At 69.2% G+C, this 18,217-nt stretch carries 12 protein-coding genes; 7 read left to right on the forward strand and 5 right to left on the reverse strand.

What is annotated here, in order from left to right:
- Nucleotides 1–9: 9 nt before the first annotated feature.
- Both glgB and AC1Q7O_RS16205 read right to left on the reverse strand, forming a co-directional pair.
- Entirely contained in the window at nucleotides 10–2,187 is a 2,178-nt protein-coding gene (glgB, locus tag AC1Q7O_RS16200) for a 1,4-alpha-glucan branching protein GlgB (protein WP_492658775.1), read from the reverse strand.
- A 2-nt stretch (nucleotides 2,188–2,189) separates the two neighbouring features.
- Complete coding sequence (locus AC1Q7O_RS16205) at nucleotides 2,190–4,691, reverse strand: glycogen/starch/alpha-glucan phosphorylase (protein ID WP_492662726.1); 2,502 nt, start codon at nucleotides 4,689–4,691, stop codon at nucleotides 2,190–2,192.
- 330 nt (nucleotides 4,692–5,021) lie between these two features.
- On the opposite strand from AC1Q7O_RS16205, the gene AC1Q7O_RS16210 reads away from it, so the two are divergent.
- The 7 genes from AC1Q7O_RS16210 to AC1Q7O_RS16240 all read left to right on the forward strand — a co-directional run bounded on the left by AC1Q7O_RS16210 (nucleotide 5,022) and on the right by AC1Q7O_RS16240 (nucleotide 14,156).
- Nucleotides 5,022–6,149 (forward strand): ABC transporter ATP-binding protein, encoded by a 1,128-nt coding sequence (locus tag AC1Q7O_RS16210; RefSeq protein WP_492658774.1) that lies wholly within the window; start codon nucleotides 5,022–5,024, stop codon nucleotides 6,147–6,149.
- Nucleotides 6,146–7,324 (forward strand): maltose/maltodextrin ABC transporter substrate-binding protein MalE, encoded by a 1,179-nt coding sequence (gene malE, locus AC1Q7O_RS16215; protein ID WP_492658773.1) that lies wholly within the window; start codon nucleotides 6,146–6,148, stop codon nucleotides 7,322–7,324. Before AC1Q7O_RS16210 ends, malE begins: the two co-directional genes overlap by 4 nt.
- Nucleotides 7,325–7,329: 5 nt before the next feature.
- Entirely contained in the window at nucleotides 7,330–8,901 is a 1,572-nt protein-coding gene (gene malF, locus AC1Q7O_RS16220) for a maltose ABC transporter permease MalF (protein ID WP_492658772.1), read from the forward strand.
- 2 nt (nucleotides 8,902–8,903) lie between these two features.
- Nucleotides 8,904–9,794: a maltose ABC transporter permease MalG gene (malG, locus tag AC1Q7O_RS16225; protein WP_492658771.1), complete on the forward strand. Its 891-nt coding sequence runs from the start codon at nucleotides 8,904–8,906 to the stop codon at nucleotides 9,792–9,794.
- A gap of 180 nt (nucleotides 9,795–9,974) precedes the next feature.
- Nucleotides 9,975–12,350: an alpha-amylase family glycosyl hydrolase gene (locus AC1Q7O_RS16230; protein WP_492658770.1), complete on the forward strand. Its 2,376-nt coding sequence runs from the start codon at nucleotides 9,975–9,977 to the stop codon at nucleotides 12,348–12,350.
- Nucleotides 12,347–13,228 carry an aldo/keto reductase gene (locus AC1Q7O_RS16235; RefSeq protein WP_492658769.1) on the forward strand — a complete coding sequence of 294 codons (882 nt, stop codon included), beginning with the start codon at nucleotides 12,347–12,349 and terminating at the stop codon, nucleotides 13,226–13,228. Before AC1Q7O_RS16230 ends, AC1Q7O_RS16235 begins: the two co-directional genes overlap by 4 nt.
- Nucleotides 13,229–13,268: 40 nt before the next feature.
- Complete coding sequence (locus AC1Q7O_RS16240; protein ID WP_492658768.1) at nucleotides 13,269–14,156, forward strand: hypothetical protein; 888 nt, start codon at nucleotides 13,269–13,271, stop codon at nucleotides 14,154–14,156.
- Between the two features lie 7 nt (nucleotides 14,157–14,163).
- On the opposite strand, the gene AC1Q7O_RS16245 is transcribed toward AC1Q7O_RS16240, so the two are convergent.
- The 3 genes from AC1Q7O_RS16245 to AC1Q7O_RS16255 form a co-directional block, all read right to left on the reverse strand.
- Complete coding sequence (locus AC1Q7O_RS16245; protein WP_492658767.1) at nucleotides 14,164–14,910, reverse strand: sugar nucleotide-binding protein; 747 nt, start codon at nucleotides 14,908–14,910, stop codon at nucleotides 14,164–14,166.
- The gene (locus AC1Q7O_RS16250; RefSeq protein ID WP_492658766.1) at nucleotides 14,907–16,136 is read right to left on the reverse strand and encodes an alpha-amylase family glycosyl hydrolase; all 1,230 of its coding nucleotides are present in this window, start codon (nucleotides 16,134–16,136) and stop codon (nucleotides 14,907–14,909) included. Before AC1Q7O_RS16250 ends, AC1Q7O_RS16245 begins: the two co-directional genes overlap by 4 nt.
- A 62-nt stretch (nucleotides 16,137–16,198) precedes the next feature.
- The gene (locus AC1Q7O_RS16255) at nucleotides 16,199–18,181 is read right to left on the reverse strand and encodes an alpha/beta hydrolase family protein (protein WP_492658765.1); all 1,983 of its coding nucleotides are present in this window, start codon (nucleotides 18,179–18,181) and stop codon (nucleotides 16,199–16,201) included.
- Nucleotides 18,182–18,217 lie beyond the last annotated feature (36 nt).

Consider the following 18,217-nt stretch of genomic DNA (forward strand, 5'->3'; position numbering starts at 1 on the left):
ACGACAGACTCAGATCGGAACAAAGAAGACGGTCGCGAGCGGCGGCAGGTTGATCGTGATGGACAGCCGCTTGCCATGCGCCGGCTGCGCCTGCACCGGCAGGCCGGCGGCGGCCACGCCGTTGCCCATGTTGCTGCCGCCGTAGTAGGCGGAGTCGGTGTTCAGCGCTTCCTTCCAGGCGGTCACGCCGTCGGGCACGCCCAGCGAGTAGCCCTCGCGCGGCACCGGCGTCATGTTGCAGACGACCAGCACCATGCGGCCCGTGCCGTCGCGGCGCACCCAGGCGTAGATGGAATGCTCGGCGTCGTGCGCGCTGATCCACTCGAAGCCGCCGGCCTCGCAGTCCAGCCGGTGCAGCGCGGAGTGCTCGCGGTACAGCCTGTTGAGGTCACGCACCAGGCGCTGCACGCCGGCGTGGCGGTCGTCCTCCAGCAGCCCCCAGGGCAGGCCTTCGGCATGGTTCCACTCGTTGCGCTGCGCGAACTCCTGGCCCATGAACAGCAGCTTCTTGCCCGGGTGCCCCCACATGAAGCCGTAGTAGGCACGCAGGTTGGCGAACTTCTGCCAGTCGTCGCCCGGCATCTTGGCAAGCATGGAGCCCTTGCCGTGCACCACCTCGTCGTGCGAGATGGGCAGCATGAAGTTCTCGCTGAACGCGTAGATCAGGCCGAAGGTCATCTTGTCGTGATGCCAGCGGCGGTTGATCGGGTCCTCGGCCATGTAGCGCAAGGTGTCGTTCATCCAGCCCATGTTCCACTTGTAGTGGAAGCCCAGGCCGCCCGCGTAGGTGGGCGCCGAGACGCCGGGGAAGCTGGTGCTTTCCTCGGCGACGGTGATGGCGCCCTCCACCTCACCGACGTGCTCATTCATCTCGCGCAGCAGCGAGATGGCTTCGAGGTTCTCGCGGCCGCCGCGGATGTTGGGAATCCACTCGCCCGCGGGCCGCGAGTAGTCGCGGTAGAGCATGCTCGCCACGGCGTCCACGCGCAGGCCGTCCACGCCCCAGCGCTCGATCCAGTACAGCGCGCTGCCGATCAGGAACTGGCGCACCTCGGTGCGGCCGAAGTTGTAGATCAGCGTGTTCCAGTCGCGGTGGAAGCCTTCCTTGGGGTCCGCGTACTCGTAGATGCGCGTGCCGTCGAACTCGGCCAGACCAAACGCGTCCACCGGGAAGTGAGCCGGCACCCAGTCCAGCAGCAGGCCCAGGCCCTGGTCGTGCACCGCCTTCACGAAGCGCGCGAAGCCCTCCGGCGGGCCGAAGCGGGCGCTGGGGGCGTACAACCCCAGCGTCTGGTAGCCCCAGGAGCCGTCGAACGGATGCTCGCTGATGGGCATCAGCTGCACATGCGTGAAGCCCAGGTCGGCCGCGTAGGCCGGCAGGTGCTCGGCCAGCTCGTCCCAGGTCGGGAACTCGCCGGACACCCCGCGGCGCCACGACGCCGCATGCACTTCGTAGACACTGATCGGCGACTCGCGCCGGTTCGCGCGTTCGCGCTGGCGCGGCAGCGGCGTGGGCTCGGGCAACGGCGCGACGATGCTGGCGTTGTCGGGCCGCAGCTGGGCCTGGCGGGCGTAGGGGTCGGCCTTCAGCGGCAGCAGTGCGCCGTTGCCGTTGACGATCTCGAACTTGTAGAGGTCGCCCACGCCGGCGTGCGGCACGAAGATCTCCCACACGCCCGCGATGTGCCGCAGCCGCATCGGGTGGCGGCGGCCGTCCCAGTTGTTGAAGTTGCCGACGACGCTGACCCGCTTCGCGTTCGGCGCCCACACAGCGAAGCGCACGCCGCTGACGTCGCCGTGCTGCACCAGGTGCGCACCCAGGCTCAGGAAGGGGCGGAAGTTGCGCCCCTCGGCAAACGCCTTCAGCTCGTCGTCGCCGAGCTGCGGGTAAAAGTTGTACGGGTCGGCATAGACGCCCTCCCCGCCGCCGGCCCAGCGCACCGCGAGCCGGTAGTCGAACCGGTGCTTGCGGCGCGGCACCTGCGCCTCGAAGAAGCCGCCGCGGCGCTGCGTCAGGTCGACGATGTGCTTCTTGCTGCCGGCATCCAGCAGCGCCACCTCGGACGCGCCGGGCAGCAGCGCGCGCACCCACAGCCGACCCGAGTCGTCCGCGTGAAGGCCCAGCCGACCGAAGGGGTCGGTGTGGCGGCCGGCGAGAAGGGCGTCGAGGTCGGCTTCGGTGAGCATCGTCAGGTGTTCAGACTCTTCACGGACCAGACACGGTCCACGTACTCGGCGATCGTGCGATCGGACGAGAACGGGCCCATGCCGGCGATGTTGCGCAGGGCTCGCTCGGCCCAGGCGGCACGGTCGGCGAACAGCGTGTCGACCTTGGCCTGGGTGGCGACGTAATCGGCGAAATCGGCCATCAGCAGGTAGACGTCGCGGTGCAGCAGGCTGTCCACCAGCGCGCGGTAGCGCTCGGTATCGCCGTTGCTGAAGACGCCCGCCGAGATGGCATCGATGACTCGCTTGAGCTGGCGATTCTCTTCGACGTACAGGCGCGGGTCGTAGCCCAGCTGCTTGATCTTGGCGACCGCGTCGGCACGCAGGCCGAACACGAACATGTTCTCCACGCCCATGGCCTCGGCCATCTCGATGTTGGCGCCGTCCCAGGTGCCGATCGTGACCGCGCCGTTCATGCCGAACTTCATGTTGCCGGTGCCCGAGGCCTCGGTGCCGGCCGTCGAGATCTGCTCCGACAGGTCGGCCGCCGGGATGATGCTCTCGGCCAGCGTGACGCTGTAGTTGGGCAGGAACACGAGCTTGAGCTTGTCGCCCACGCGCGGGTCGCTGTTGATGACGCGGGCCACGTCGTGCGCCAGGCGCACGATGCTCTTGGCCGTCTGGTAGGCCGAGGCCGCCTTGCCGGCGATGATGACCGTGCGCGGCACCCAGTTCGCGTCGGGGTTGTCGCGGATGGCCTGGTAGCGGCTGATCACGTGCAGCAGGTTCAGCAGCTGGCGCTTGTACTCGTGGATGCGCTTGATCTGGATGTCGAACAGGCTGTCCACGTTGACCGTGATGCCCAGCTCGCGGCGGATGACGGCGGCCAGGCGCTCCTTGTTGGCGCGCTTGACGGCAAGGAACTCCTCGCCCAGCGCCGGGTCGGCCGCCAGGGCTTTCAGCTCGGCGAGCTGTGCCAGGTCCTTGCGCCAGCCGTCACCGATGCGGCCATCCAGCAGCGTGGACAGCGCCGGGTTGGCCTGCTGCAGCCAGCGGCGCGGCGTGACGCCGTTGGTGACGTTGTGGAAGCGCTCGGGCCAGATGCGGGCGTAGTCGGCAAAGATGGTCTGCACCATCAGGTCCGAGTGCAGCGCGGCAACGCCGTTGACGCGGTGCGACGCCACCAGCGCGAGGGACGCCATGCGCACGCGGCGCTCGCCGTGGCCATGGCCGCCTTCGTCGATCAACGACACACGCGCGGCCAGCGCATGGTCACCCGGGAAGCGCTGCTGCAGCTCTTCGAGGAAGCGGTGGTTGATCTCGTAGATGATTTCGAGGTGGCGCGGCAGCAGCTGCTCGAACATGCGCACGGGCCAGGTCTCCAGCGCCTCGGGCATCAGCGTGTGGTTGGTGTAGGCCACCGCCTGGCGCGTGATCTTCCACGCCTCGTCCCAGCCCAGGCCATGCTCGTCCAGCAGCAGGCGCATCAGCTCGGCCGGTGCCAGCGCAGGGTGCGTGTCGTTGAGGTGGATGGCGTTGGTCTTGCCGAGGTTGTGCAGCGTGCCGAACTCGCGCAGGTGGCGCTCGATCAGGTCCTGCAGCGACGCGCTGACGAGGAAGGCCTCCTGCTTCAGGCGCAGCTCACGGCCGGCCTCGGTGGAGTCGTCCGGGTACAGCACCCAGTTCAGCGCGTCGGCCAGCACCTGGTGGCGCGCGGCGCGGGCGTAGTCGCCCTCGCAGAACGGCTTGAACGCGATCGGCGCGGCCGTGGCCTGCCACTGGCGCAGCGTGGAGACGCGCTCGCTGTGGTGTGCCGGCACGATGAAGTCGAAGGCCTGGGCCTCGATGGTGTCAGCCGGCAGCCAGCGGCGCACGCCGGAGGCGTCCACCTCCACGCGGCCGCCGAAACCGACGTTGAAGCGCACATCGTGGCGCGGCAGCTCCCAGGCGGGTGCGTCGCGCGTCCAGTCATCGGGCTGTTCGAGCTGGCGGCCCTGGCTGATGACTTGCGCGAAGGTGCCGTAGCGGTAGCGCAGGCCGTAGCCGAACGACGGCAGCTCCAACTCGGCGAAGGAGTCCAGGAAGCAGGCAGCCAGGCGGCCCAGGCCGCCGTTGCCCAAGGCGGCATCGGGCTCGCGCTCCAGCACGTCGCCCAGCGCCGTGCCCTGCTCAGCCAGCCTGGCTTCCAGCGGCTCGGTCAGCTTCAGCGCCGCGAGCGCGTTGGACAACGCGCGGCCCATCAGGAATTCCATCGACAGGTAGTGCACGCGGCGCACCGGCGCCTGGTCGCCGCGCTGGGCGTCGGCGGCCTGCGTCGCGGCCCAGCGGCGGGCCAGCGTCTCACGGCAGGCGATGGCCGCAGCATGCAGCGCCGCCTGCGGCGTGGCGCCATGGCTGGATTGGGACAGTTCGCGCTCGTAGGCGGCCTCGAACGCGGCGCGCAGCGCGGTGTCGTCGGCGGAGAGGGCAGTCGGCTTCTTCATCGCGGTGGCGGCCTTGGGGCTGGGCTTGCGCTGAGCGGTCAACGCGGAGCGGGTACGGGTTGGGGTGTTCATCAGTGCCGACCCCCGGCAACGGGGGCAAGAATGCTACTCGACGAGCAGCGTTGAACGAAGTATCGGCCAGCTTTGGCTCGTTGTGTAGTTTGACTACATCGGGAAAACCCGGTGACTTTGATAAATCATTGATTTTCAAGGGTTTCATGAAATTTCAGCCGTGTTGTTGCTGTTGTTTCTAGCGCCCTTGGAATGTATATTGTCTACAAACACGGGCAAAGACGAGAAATTTGGGCCCGATTTGGCGAGACAAGCGGGCGTAGTCAGACGACACGGCGCCCGTTGACTGAAAGGTGAGAAGTGGCAGACGTTCGACTGACCGGCGTGGAGAAGGCTTATGGCGACATCCGCATCCTTCACGGCATCGACCTGGAGATCCGCGACGGGGAGTTCATGGTCTTCGTCGGCCCGTCCGGCTGCGGCAAGAGCACGCTGTTGCGCTCCATCGCCGGGCTGGAAGAGATCACCGGCGGCGAGCTGACCATCGGCGGGCGCGTCGTCAACGACGTGCCGCCGGCCGAGCGGGGCATCGCGATGGTGTTCCAGAGCTATGCGCTGTACCCGCACATGAACCTGTACGACAACATGGCGTTCGGGTTGAAGCTGGCCAAGGTGCCCAAGGCCGAGATCGACACCGCGGTGCGCAGCGCTGCCAAGATCCTGCACATCGAGCACCTGCTGGACCGCAAGCCCAAGGACCTGTCCGGCGGCCAGCGCCAGCGCGTCGCCATCGGCCGCGCCATCGTGCGCAAGCCCGAGGTGTTCCTGTTCGACGAGCCACTGTCCAACCTGGACGCCGCGCTGCGCGTGCGCATGCGCTACGAGTTCGCCAAGCTGCACGAAGACCTCAAGACCACGATGATCTACGTGACCCACGACCAGGTGGAGGCCATGACGCTGGCCGACCGCATCGTCGTGCTGTCCGCCGGCAAGGTGGAGCAGGTGGGCTCGCCGCTGGAGCTGTACGAGCACCCGCGCAACCTGTTCGTCGCCGGCTTCATCGGCAGCCCCAAGATGAACTTCATCGACGGCGAGCTGGTGGCCATCGAGCCGGGCCATGTCGACGTGAAGCTGGTGGGCAGCGGCGTGGTGCTGCGCGCCCGCGTGGACGGCAGCACGGCGCAGCTGGGCGACAAGGTCAAGCTGGGCGTGCGCCCCGAGCACATCCGCCGCGGCGACCACGGCCAGGGCAACCTGCTGCACAGCACGGTGGCCTTTGTCGAGTCGCTGGGCGGCGTCACCTTCGCCTACTGCCCCTACCCCGGCGTCGAGGAAGCCCTGACCTGCCAGTTCGAGGGCCGCAACGGCGCGGACCGCCTGCGCAGCAACCAGGATCTGGAACTGCACCTGCCGGCCGAGGCGCTGTACGTGTTCAACGCCGACGGGCTGGCGCTGCGCCGCCTGGCCGCCCCGGAGCTGGGCGCATGAAGCTCAAGCACCTGTGGGCTGCAGCCCTGCTGGCCGCGGCACCGGCCTTCGCCGAGTCGCCGCGCCTGCTCGTCTGGATCAACAGCGACAAGGCCTACAACGGCCTGCAGACGGTGGGCAACGCGTTCGAGAAGGCCTCGGGCGTCAAGGTCGTCGTGGAGCACCCGGTGGACCCCACCGACAAGTTCCAGCAGGCCGCCGGCGCCGGCAAGGGGCCGGACATCTTCTGCTGGCCACACGACCGCGTCGGCGAATGGGCCAAGGCCGGCCTGCTGACGCCGCTGCGGCCGTCGGCGCGGCTCAGGGCCGAGTCCGAGGAGACGGCCTGGGCAGCGCTGACCTACCGCGGCCGCGTGTGGGGCTACCCGATCGCGATCGAGACGACCGGCCTGATCTACAACAAGGCCCTCGTGAAGACGCCGCCCGCGACCTGGGACGACGTCATCGCGCTGGACAAGCAGCTGCAGGCGCAGGGCAAGCACGCCATCCTGTGGCACTACAACAAGAGCTTCTTCACCTGGCCCATGCTGGCCGGCGCCGGCGGTGAGATCTTCGGCCGTGATGCGCAGGGCGACTTCGACGCCGGCCAGGTCGGTGTGAACACGCCCGGCGCCCTCCAGGCCGCCGAGGTGCTGGACCGCCTGATCCGCGACGGCCACATGCCCAAGGGCGCCAATTACGCCGAGATGGAAACGGGCTTCGCCCGCGGCGAGGTGGCGATGATGATCTCCGGCCCCTGGGCCTGGGACAACGCCCGCAAGGCCAGGATCGACTTTGGCGTGGCGCCCATCCCCGCCGTCGTGGCCGGCAAGCCCAGCAAGAGCTTCGTCGGCGTGCTCGGCTGCATGATCGCGGCGCCCAGCAAGAACAAGGACCTGGCCAAGGAGTTCATCGAGAACCACCTGATGCGGCCCGAGGCGCTGAAGGTGCTCGACGCCGACGTGCCCATCGGCGTGCCGGCCAACAAGGCGTTCTACGCCCAGCTGTCGGTCAACCCGCTGATCGCGGCCAGCATGGTCAACGCCCGCAACGGCGCCCCCATTCCCAACATCCCCGAGGTGGGACGCTTCTGGACCGCGATGGACGCGGCGCTGGAAGCCATCACCAACGGCCTGCAATCCCCGAAGGATGCGCTGGATGGCGCCGCCGCACGGATGCTGCTGAACAAGAAATGAACGCGTTGTCCTCCTCCCTCGGCCAGGGCACGTACTCCACGCTGCCCCCGACCACCGCCGACAAGCTCGGCCGGCTGCTGTACTGGCCCGCCGTCGCAGCGTTGATCGTCGGCGCCCTCTACTTCGTCTTCGTCGTCTACGCCACCGGCCAGGCCGCCTGGGCCACGGGCCTGCTGGCGTTGTTCACGACAGGCTTCTACGTCTACCTCAGCCGCGGTGGCTTCGCGTGGCGCTACCTGTTCCCCGGCATCGCCGGCATGCTGGTGTTCATCGCCTTCCCGCTGGTCTACACGGCGCAGATCGGCTTCACGAACTACTCCAGCACCCACCTGCTCAGCGAGAGCCGCGTGCGCGAGTACCTGCTGGAGCAGCACGACGCGGTGGAAGACCAGGTGCTGGCCTACAGCCTGCACGCCAGCGGCGCCGAGTACCGCCTGGCGCTGGCCAAGGAGGGCGACCCGGCGCCGCGCTGGGTGTCGCCGCCACTGGCGCTGCGGGCCGGCAAGGCGCTGCGCGTGGACGCCACGGCGCCCGACGCGGCCACCGCACCCACGGGCCCCGCCCTGCCCTTGCCCGAACTCGTCAAGCACCGCGACGCGCTGGCCAAGCTGGTGCTGGTGCTGCCGGACAAAACCGAGCTGCATTACCTGGGTCTGCGCGAGTTCGGCCCCGTCAAGCCGCAGTGGACCGCGGCGGCCGACGGCAGCCTGACGCGTACTGCCGACGGCGTCGTGTTCAAGCCCAACCGCGACACCGGCTTCTTCGAGTCCGCCACGGGCGAGACGCTGCAGCCCGGCTTCAAGGCCTTCATCGGCGCGGGCAACTACGCCCGCATGCTGTTCGACGCCGAGTTCCGCGGCCCCTTCCTGTCCATCTTCACATGGACGGTGGTGTTCTCGGCGCTGACGGTGTTCTTCGCCACGGCCATCGGCATGCTGTTCGCCGTGATGCTGAACTGGGAGGGCATGAAGTACCGCACCACCTACCGCACGCTGCTGTTCCTGCCGTACGCGGTGCCGGGCTTCATCTCCATCCTCGTCTTCAAGGGCCTGTTCAACCAGAACTTCGGCGAGATCAACGCCATCCTGGACGCACTGTTCGGCGTCAAGCCGGCGTGGTTTGCCGACCCGTTCCTCGCAAAGACGATGCTGGTGATCGTCAACGTCTGGCTGGGCTACCCCTACGTGATGATCCTGTGCTCGGGGCTGCTGAAGGCGATTCCCGCGGACCTGTACGAAGCCTCGGCGCTGGCCGGCGCGTCGCCCGCGACCAACTTCTTCAAGATCACCGCGCCACTCATCATCAAGCCGCTGGCGCCACTGCTGGTGAGTGCGTTCGCGTTCAACTTCAACAACTTCGTGCTGATCGCGCTGCTGACCGACGGCCGGCCGGACTTCCTGTCCACCAAGCTGCCCGCGGGCCAGACGGACATCCTCGTCAGCTACACCTACCGCATCGCCTTCCGCGACTCGGGCTCCGACTTCGGCCTCGCCGCGGCGATCTCGACGCTGATCTTCTTCCTGGTGGCGGCGCTGTCGTTGATCAACCTGCGCCTCAGCGCGAAAGCTCAGAAGTAATCATGGCCATCGTCCTCGGCAAACAAGCCCGCTGGCGCACCTTCGCCGCCCACGCGGTGATGTGGGTCTTCATCGCCATCACCCTGTTCCCGCTGCTGGCGGTCGTGTCCATCTCGCTGCGGCCCGGCAACTTTGCCACCGGCAGCCTGATCCCGACCGAGATCAGCCTGGAGCACTGGAAGCTCGCGCTCGGCATCCCCTACCAGGCCGCCGACGGCAGCCTCGTGCAGCCGCCCTTCCCGGTGCTGACCTGGCTGTGGAACTCCATCAAGATCGCCACCGCGTCGGCCTTCCTCATCGTCGCCATCTCGACGACCGCGGCCTACGCCTTCGCGCGGCTGAAGTTCAGCTTCAGCAAGCCCGTGCTGAACGGCATGCTGCTGCTGCAGATGTTCCCGCCGGTGCTGGCGCTGGTCGCGATCTTCGCCATCTTCGAGACCATCGGCACCTACGTGCCGGCACTGGGCGTCGAGACCCACGCCGGCCTGGTGCTGGCCTACCTCGGCGGCATCGCCACGCATGTGTGGACGATCAAGGGCTACTTCGAGACCATCCCGGTCGAGATCGAGGAGAACGCCAAAGTCGACGGTGCCACGCACTGGCAGGCCTTCTCCCGCGTGCTGCTGCCCATGGCCGTGCCCATCCTGATGGTGGTGTTCGTGCTGGCCTTCATCGGCACCATCATCGAGTACCCGGTGGCCAGCATCCTGCTGCGCGAGGAAGGCAACCTGACGCTGGCCGTCGGCTCCAAGTATTTCCTGCACGACCAGCGCTTCCTGTGGGGCGACTTCGCGGCTGCGGCTGTGCTGTCGGGCCTGCCGATCACGCTGGTTTTCCTGCTCGCTCAGCGCTGGATCGTCTCCGGCCTGACCGCCGGCGGCGTAAAGGGATGAGCCCCTCGCCCAACCTCGCATCGCTGAACGCGAGCGAGTCTGGTCGGTCCCCCGAGGGGACGACGATGCTTGCGGCGTCAAGCCGCAAGCACATCGCCCAAGGCGGGCCGGCTTGGGAGCGGCCCGGCGCTCGGCCCGCAAATTCCGTTTGGCATGAGGCCGCCAGCCCGGCGTAGACACATGATGAAGAACTTCGCGCTGTGCGCAGCGCTGCTCGCCCTCGCCCCGGCGGCCCAGGCCGCCTCCTGCAAGCCCCCGCCGCTGGGCGACGCCACGCTGTACTTGCGCGGCGGCCTCAACAACTGGGCGGCACAGGACGAGCAGGCCTTCGAGTACCGCTGCGATGCCTACTTCCTCAACCTCAAGGCCAGCGGCCCGCAGGAGTTCAAGCTCGCCGACGAGGACTGGACACCCGCCCTCACCTTCGGCGGCGACGCCCAGGGCCGGCCGGCCCGTGGCGCCAACGGCAACCTGAAGCGCGCCTTCACCGGCGAGCACACGCTGCGGCTGGCCATCGCGGCCGACGGCAGCGCGACGCTGACGGTGGGCCCCAAGACCTTCAAGCCCACGCCGCCGCGCCCCATCACCGACCGCGCTGCGCTGACCACGCACTTCAACTCGCGCGCCAGCGAGAGCAAGACGCCCTTCGGCGCCCAGCCCGCGGGCACGGAGTTCACGTTCAGCGTCGGCAACGACGCGCCCGGCCTGAAGCAGGCCACCCTCGTCATCGAACGCCGCCGCATGACCGGCAACCAGGAACAGCTGGACTACGAACCGCTGGCCCGCATCGCGATGACGCCGCACTCACGTGGCCTGGGCGTGGGCTTTTCCACGCGCTACCGCTTTGCCGACACCGGCATCTACGGCTACTGGTTCGAGCTGGAGATGTACGACGGCACGCGCTACGCACTGCAGAACAACCGCGACACCGTCTACTGGACGCGCGAGAAGGGCAGCATGGGCCCGGCCACGGTCGAGCGGCTGCCGGCCAGCACCCGGCACATCCGCCGCTACCGGCAGACCATCTACGCGCCCGACTTCAAGGTGCCGGACTGGGCGCGCGACATCGTCTACTACTACGTCTTCCCCGAGCGCTTCCGCAACGGCGACAAGGCCAATGACCCGCGCCCCGGCGGCGGACGAGCACAGGACCGCTACCAGGATCGCGATGTGGAGCGCCACGCGAGGTGGAACGAGAAGCCGTTCAAGCCAGGCACGGGCGACGGCTCCGACGCGCTCTTCAACAACGACTTCTTCGGCGGCGACCTGCAAGGCCTCATCGACAAGCTGGACTACATCAAGAGCGTCGGCGCCAACGCGCTGTACCTGACGCCCGTCTTCCGCGCGCCCAGCAACCACAAGTACGACGCGGCCGACTACAAGCAGATCGACCCCGCCTTCGGCAGCAACGACGACTTCGTGCGCCTGTGCGCCGAAGCCGCCAAGCGCGGCATCCGCGTCATTCCGGACACCTCGCTGAACCACGTCGGCGCGGACTCGCCGTACTTCAACCGGTTTGGTAATTTCCCGGCGGGCGGCGCTTTCGACAACGGCAAGATCAACCCGGCCTCGCCCTACGCCAGCTGGTTCAAGTTCAAGCCGGACGAGAAGGATCCCGCCAAGCAATACCAGGGCTGGGTGGGCGTGGCCGATCTGCCGGAGATCGACAAGAGCAGCCCCGCCTTCCGCGCCTACGCCTACCGCGACGCCGACTCGGTGACGAATCTGTGGCTGGACCGCGGCGCCGCCGGCTGGCGCATGGACGTGGCGCCTTGGGTGCCGGACGACTTCTGGCGCGAATGGCGCCAGGCGGTGAAGTCCAAGAAGCCCGATGCGCTGACGGTGGCCGAGACCTGGTTCGACAGTTCCAAGTACTTCCTCGGCGACATGTTCGACAGCACGATGAACTACATCTTCCGCAACGCCGTGCTGGACTACGCCGCCGGCAAGAGCGGCAAGGCCATGGCCGCCAACCTGGAGCTGATGCGCGAGGCCTACCCGCCACAGGCGTTCTCGGCGCTGATGAACCTGCTGTCCACGCACGACCAGCCGCGCGCGCTGCACCACTTCGGCGAGGACCGCGACCTGGCCCAGGCCAAGCAGCGGCTGCGCCTGGCCGTGTTCTTCCAGATGACCTACCCCGGCTCGCCCACCATCTACTACGGCGACGAGGTGGGCCTGGGCGGTGGCGACGACCCGTTCAACCGCGCGCCCTACCCCTGGGCCGACGAAGGCGGCCACCCCGACGAGGCGCTGCTGGCCGACTTCCGCCGCCTGACGCGGCTGCGCCACGAGTTGCCCGTGCTGCGCCACGGCACGCTGCGGGCGCCGCTGCACGTGGACGAACAGGTCGTCGTGCTGGCCCGCCAGGACGGCGCCACCTGGGCCATCACCGCCACCAACAACAGCGACAAGCCCCGCACCGTGAAAGTCGCCCTGCCCTTCCCTGCCGAGCGGCTGCGCGACGCGCTGGGCGGGGAGTCCGTCGCCGTCAACGACGGCTCGCTGCAGCTCACGGTGCCGCCGCTGTTCGGCCGCGTGCTCGTCAGCCCATGATCCAGAACCCTCTCGGCCACACCGGCCTGAAGGTGTCCGCGCTGGGCTTCGGCGCCATGCACCTCCACGACGAGCGCACCTCGGAGGCCGAGGCCGGCGCGCTGCTCAACCGGGTGCTGGACGAAGGCATCACGCTCATCGACACCGCCCGCGGCTATGGCCTGAGCGAGGAGCGCATCGGCCGCCACATCGCGCACCGCCGCCATGAGTTCGTGCTGTCCACGAAGGTCGGCTACGGCGTCGAAGGCGTGCCCGACTGGACGTACGACTGCATCGTGCGCGGCGTGGAACGCGCGCTGCGACTGATGAAGACCGATGTGCTGGACATCGTGCACCTGCACTCCTGCCCGCTGCCGGTGCTGCAGCAGGGCGACGTCATCCGCGCGCTGCTGGACTGCCGCGCCGCCGGCAAGCTGCGCGTGCCCGCCTACTCGGGCGACAACGCCGAGATCGACTTCGCGATCGCCTGCGGCGCCTTCGGCAGCCTGCAGACCTCCATCAGCCTGTGCGACCAGGCCCACCTCGCGCAGCGCGCGGCGCTGGCCGACCATGCCGGCCTCGGCGTCATCGCCAAGCGCCCGCTGGCCGGCGCCGTGTGGCGGCTCGCGCAGCGCCCCGATGACCACGCCGAGGGCGCCTACTGGGACCGCTTCAAGGCCATGGGCCTGGTGGGCGCCGAGGACTGGGCCGACGTGGCGCTGCGCTTCGTCGCCTTCCACAGCGGCGCGGCCAGCGCCATCGTCGGCACCGCCCGGCCGGCCAACCTGCAGCGCAACCTGGCTGCCGTGGCGCGCGGCCCGCTGCCGGCCGACCTGGCCGTCGCCATCCGCGGTGCCTTCCGCCAGCACGGCGGTGACGCCTGGCCGGGCCTGATCTGAACGCCACCCCTCGGCCGCCGTGACGCATGATGCGGGGGTGATGCCGCCGCCCACCGCCCGCCTGCACCGCCGCCATGCGCTGGCCCTGCCCCTGCTGCTGGCCGGCCGCCCGCTGCCTGCCCAGCCGGCAGACGCCGTCCGCGTGCCGCGCCACATCACCATGCCCGACCCGCAGCTGGCCTATGTGCGCCGCCTCGTCGAGCTGGCGCTGGCCCGCGCCGGCAGCCGGCTGGAGGTGCGGCCGGTGGACCTGGACATGGCGCAGGGCCGCACCCTCATCGAGCTGGCCTCGGGCCGCAGCCCGGTGGACCTGCTGTGGACCGTGACCGACCGCGACCGTGAAGCCAGCGGCCTGCTGCCGGTGCGCATCCCCATCGACCGCGGGCTGATGGGCTGGCGGCTGCTGCTGGTGCGCCGCCGTGAGCTGGCGCAGTGGGCGCGCGTGCGCAGCCTCAAGGCGCTGGGCAGGCTGCTGGCCGGCCAGGGCCACGACTGGCCCGACACCACCATCCTGCGCGCCAACGGCCTGCAGGTCGGAACCAGCAGCAACTACGAGGCGCTGTTCCGCATGCTGGCTGCCGGCCGCATCGACTACTTCCCGCGCGCCATCCTGGAGGTGGACGCCGAGCTCGCCGGCGGCCGCCACCCCGACCTCGCCATCGCGCCCGACCTGATGCTGCACTACCCCGCCGCGGCCTACCTGTTCGTCAGCCCCACGCGGCCGGAGCTGGCCGCCGAGCTCAAGGCCGGGCTGGAGGCCGCCGTGGCGGACGGCAGCTTCCAGCGCCTGCACCGGGAGCAGTACGCCGCCGTCATCAAGGCCCACCCCGTGTCGCCCGGGGGCGTGCTGAGGCTCAGCAACCCGCTGCTGCCGCCCGAGACGCCGGTGCAGCGCCGCGAGCTGTGGCTACGGCCGGGGCAGGATTAGGGCTGGTTCACACGCCGGGAGCTCGCCCCAACCAGCTCGACAGCGGCGGCAGCCGGCTCGTGCCGCCCACCAGGCGCTGGTCATGGCCGTAGTCGTCCGTGGCTTCTACGCGCCAGTCGCGGCCGTGAGCGGCCGCCAGCGCGCGGGCCAGTTCGTCGAAGCGCCAGGCCTCCTGCGCGTTGCTGTCCAGGTGATGCACGCCGGGCTGCGGCTGCTCGATCAGCGCGAGCAGCACCGCGGCCGTATCGGCCATGAAGGAGCAGGCCGGCGTCCACTGCCGGCTGGCTGCCACACGGCCGGCGCGGCGCTGCCAATCGTCCAGCGCCATCAGCATGTTGTTGCCGGGCTGGGTCGGGTCGATCTGCCAGCCGATTCGGGCGATGGCCGCGGTCGCGCTGGCGGCGCGGATGGCGTCCTCGCAGGCGATCTTGTAGCGGCCGTAGTCATCCTTGGCGGTGCGCTCGTGAGCCACATCATGCGGGCCGTCGGGCGCGTCACCGAACACCATCGCCGTGCTTGTGAACACGAAGCGCTCGCAGCGCGCCGCCAGGAACCCGGCGAAGCGCGCAGAGCCCATGCCCAGGTGCGCGACGGCATCGGGCTGCAGGCCGGCCAGCCAGGCGGCGGAGGCCGCTTCATCGTCCGGGTTCACCGCGGCGCGGTCCCAGCCGACGACCTCGTGCCCCGCCGCCCGCGCCGCCTCGGCCAGGCGCGGCGCCAGCGTGCCGTTCAGGCCGGTGACGAGGAGCTTCAAGACAGCGCCCAGCCCCAGGGCGCGAGCGGCTGGCCCTGCCAGGTCTGCGGCTGCGCAGACAGGTTGACGGCCACGCGCACGACGTCAGCGCCCAGCCGGCGCTCGAATGCGACGACGCCGGCCGGCGCGTCCAGCAGCGTCACCGGCGCGCCGTACTGCCCGGCGGCCAGCGCCGGGTGCTGGTGTTTCAACGCGATGAGCTGCTGGTAGAAGCCGGTCAGCTCGTAGCGGCCCCACGCGATGGCGTCCTTCTCGAAGAAGGCCAGCCGCTTCGGGAGCCGCGACTCCTGGCCGTTGTAGATCAGCGGCATGCCGGGCAGCGTGAACGTCAGCACGGCCAGCGCGTGGTAGGCGTCGCCGTACAGCTCGGCGTCGGTGCCGTGCCAGGAATTGAAGTCGTGGTTGCTCGTGAAGCGCATGCGGTAGGCATGCGCCGGGTAGCCGGCCGGCTGCTTCTCCAGCCAGGCCTTCAACAGGGGCACGCCCGCCTCGCCCTTGCCGATCTTCTTGAACACCTCGTCGGCCAGGTCCCAGGAGTACGTCATGTCGAAGGCGCCGCTGGTGTGCAGTTCCTTCGCGTCGGACTCGGCCAGCATGAACATCGGCTTGAGCGTGTCCAGCTCGCGGCGCGTGCGCACCCAGAAGTCGGTGGGCACGAGGCTGGCTACGTCGCAGCGGAAGCCGTCCAGGTCCACCTCCCGCACCCAGAACTTCATCGCGTCGATCATCGCGGTGCGCAGCGCCTCGCTGCCGTAGTTCAGCGCGATGACGTCGTCCCAGTGCTCCTCGCCGGGCTGGCCCTCGTTGAACGTGACGGGATAGACCTCGCCCTGGGCGTTGAGCTTGAACCAGTCCTTGTGCGCGGTGGACCAGGGGTGGTCCCACGCGGTGTGGTTGGCCACCCAGTCGAGGATGACCTTCAACCCCAGCTGGTGCGCCTCGGCCACGAACGACTTGGCATCGGCCAGCGTGCCGAACTCGGGGTTCACGGCCGTGTAGTCGCTGATCGAGTAATAGCTGCCCAGCGTGCCCTTGCGGTTGAGCCTGCCGATGGGCTGCCAGGGCATGACCCACAGGATGTCCACGCCCAGCGCCTTGAGCCGCGGCAGGTCGGCCTGCACGGCGGCCAGCGTGCCGGCGGCCGAGTACTGGCGCACGTTGACCTGGTAGAGGACGGACTGGCGGGTCCAGGGCAGATGGGGCACGTCGGCGGCGGTGGTGGTCATGGCGGGCAACGCGGGGGCGGCAGGAAGACGGGCTCAGGCAAAGAGGGCTCAGGCAGACGGGCTCAGGCGAGATGGCGGGCCAGGAAGCGCGCCACGCGGTTCCAGAAGTCCACCTCCGTGGCGGGGTCGCGCCAGCCATGGCCTTCCTTGGGATAGGTGATCCAGTCGACCTGCGCATTGCCGGCAGCCTGCAGCGCGCTGCGCATGGCTTTGCCATGATCCAGCGGCACGCGCTGGTCGCGCTCACCATAGGCCAGCAGCACAGGCTGCTTGATGCGGGCGGCGACGTGGATGGGCGAGTTCGCCTTGAGCTCGGCCGCATCCTTGACCCTGTCGCCGATGAGGGTGGGCATGCCATGGCGCTTGAACGCGTCGCTGCTGTCGCTCCAGTGCGCGCCGTACAGCAGGTCCAGGTCCGTCACGCCCACCCATGCGACGCCGCAGCGGAACAGCGCGGCATCCCGGGCCAGGCCCATCAGCGTGGCGTAGCCGCCGTAGCTGGCGCCCATGATCGCGATGCGCTTGGGGTCGGCCAGGCCGGTGCCGATGGCCCAGCGGGCCGCATCCGCCAGGTCATCCTGCATGGCGCGGCCCCACTGGCGCCAGCTGGCGTGCTCATGGCTGCTGCCCAGCCCGCGCGTGCCGCGGAACTGCGGCTGCAGCACCGCGTAGCCCAGCGCGTTGAGGAACTGCACCTCCTCGTCCCATCGCCAGCTGGTGTTCTTGACCCACGGGCCGCCATGGACCAGCACGATGGTGGGCAGGTTCTTGCCCGCGGCCTGCGGCGTCTGGCCCGGCACGCTGACCCAGGTCGGCAGCGCCCGGCCATCACGCGCCTTGAGCCACTGCAGGTCCATCCCGGTCTGCTGCTTGGGGTCCACGTCGGGCCGCTCGCTGCCCAGGCGGGTGAACTTGCGCGTGCTGCGGTTGAAGAGCAGGAACAGCGTCGGCTGGGTGTCCGAGAACGCCTCGATCAGCACCCAGGGCTCGTCGCCGGTCCAGGGCACCGTCAGGCGATTGACCGTGCGCGTCAGCACCTTGTCGATTTGCTGCTGCAGCGCCTGCATGTCGGCATCCAGCCACTGCGTGACTTCGGCGTCGATGGTGAAACGCAGGCCCAGCACGCGGTCCCGGCGCGACACCACGGTCGCGTCCACGTCGAACTGCGGCGATGAGGCCAGCGCCTGGGCAGAGAACTCACCAGTCGCCGGGTCAATGGTCCACATCGACAACCGATCGCTGCCGCGCCGGGCGGCCACGTAGAGCCGGCCATCTGCGCCGACATGACGCACCTGCAGATTGCCGTCGTCCGTGAACACGTTGAACTCGCGCAGCGTCTTCCACTGGCCGCTCGCGGGGTCGCGCCAGCGCAGGCTGCCTTTCTCGTCCTGGTGCGTCACGACGACACGCAGCTGGCCGTCGGCATCGGCGAGCCAGTCCACGCTGTGCAGCGGCGCATCGACCTCCTCGTCCACCGCCGTGAGCGTGTTCAGGCGCAGCAGCTTGATGTAGCCCACTTCCTTGTTGCTGTAGGACTCGGGACGCACCGCCAGCACCTCGGGCCCCTGGCGCTGCGTGCTGCCATTGAGCAGGAAGGTGTTCCAGGGCTGGACGCGCCGCGTGTCGCCGCCATCGCGCACCCAGGTCCGCTGCCGCTCCACCAGGGGCTTGAAGCGCTTGCCGTCATGGTCCACGGCGAACAGCCCCGGCGCGGCATCCTGGTCGGCATCCGCGGCGGTGCTGTCGACAAGGTCGAAGGCGAGGCGGTCGTTGTTGACCCACACGACCTGGCCGACGTCATCGGTATCCACGCCGAACACGACCTGCGGCTTCAGCGTGTCCAGCGGCAGGACCGACAGCATCATCCGTCCCGTCTTGCTCCGGCTGCGCAGCGCCAGCCGCTTGCCATCTGGCGACAGCACCGCCCCAGTCATCTGCGCCCGCGCGAAGAAGCGGGACGCGTCGACCGGCAGCGGCGCCTGCGCCCAGGCCGGGGGCAGCGCGGCGGACAGGGCCGCGCCGGCCAGCAGCTCACGACGGCGCATCGGGGCGCGCAAAGGTAGGCAAAGCTTTTTCATGTC

Source organism: Roseateles sp. GW823-FHT07B05 (assembly GCF_058794515.1).

Coding starts and splice junctions, on each gene's coding strand:
- AC1Q7O_RS16230 (WP_492658770.1), top strand. CDS start 9,975: ATGATGAAGAACTTCGCGCTGTGCGCAGCGCTGCTCGCCCTCGCCCCG.
- malG (WP_492658771.1), top strand. CDS start 8,904: ATGGCCATCGTCCTCGGCAAACAAGCCCGCTGGCGCACCTTCGCCGCC.
- AC1Q7O_RS16255 (WP_492658765.1), bottom strand. CDS start 18,181: ATGCGCCGTCGTGAGCTGCTGGCCGGCGCGGCCCTGTCCGCCGCGCTG.
- malE (WP_492658773.1), top strand. CDS start 6,146: ATGAAGCTCAAGCACCTGTGGGCTGCAGCCCTGCTGGCCGCGGCACCG.
- glgB (WP_492658775.1), bottom strand. CDS start 2,187: ATGCTCACCGAAGCCGACCTCGACGCCCTTCTCGCCGGCCGCCACACC.
- AC1Q7O_RS16240 (WP_492658768.1), top strand. CDS start 13,269: ATGCCGCCGCCCACCGCCCGCCTGCACCGCCGCCATGCGCTGGCCCTG.
- AC1Q7O_RS16235 (WP_492658769.1), top strand. CDS start 12,347: ATGATCCAGAACCCTCTCGGCCACACCGGCCTGAAGGTGTCCGCGCTG.
- AC1Q7O_RS16250 (WP_492658766.1), bottom strand. CDS start 16,136: ATGACCACCACCGCCGCCGACGTGCCCCATCTGCCCTGGACCCGCCAG.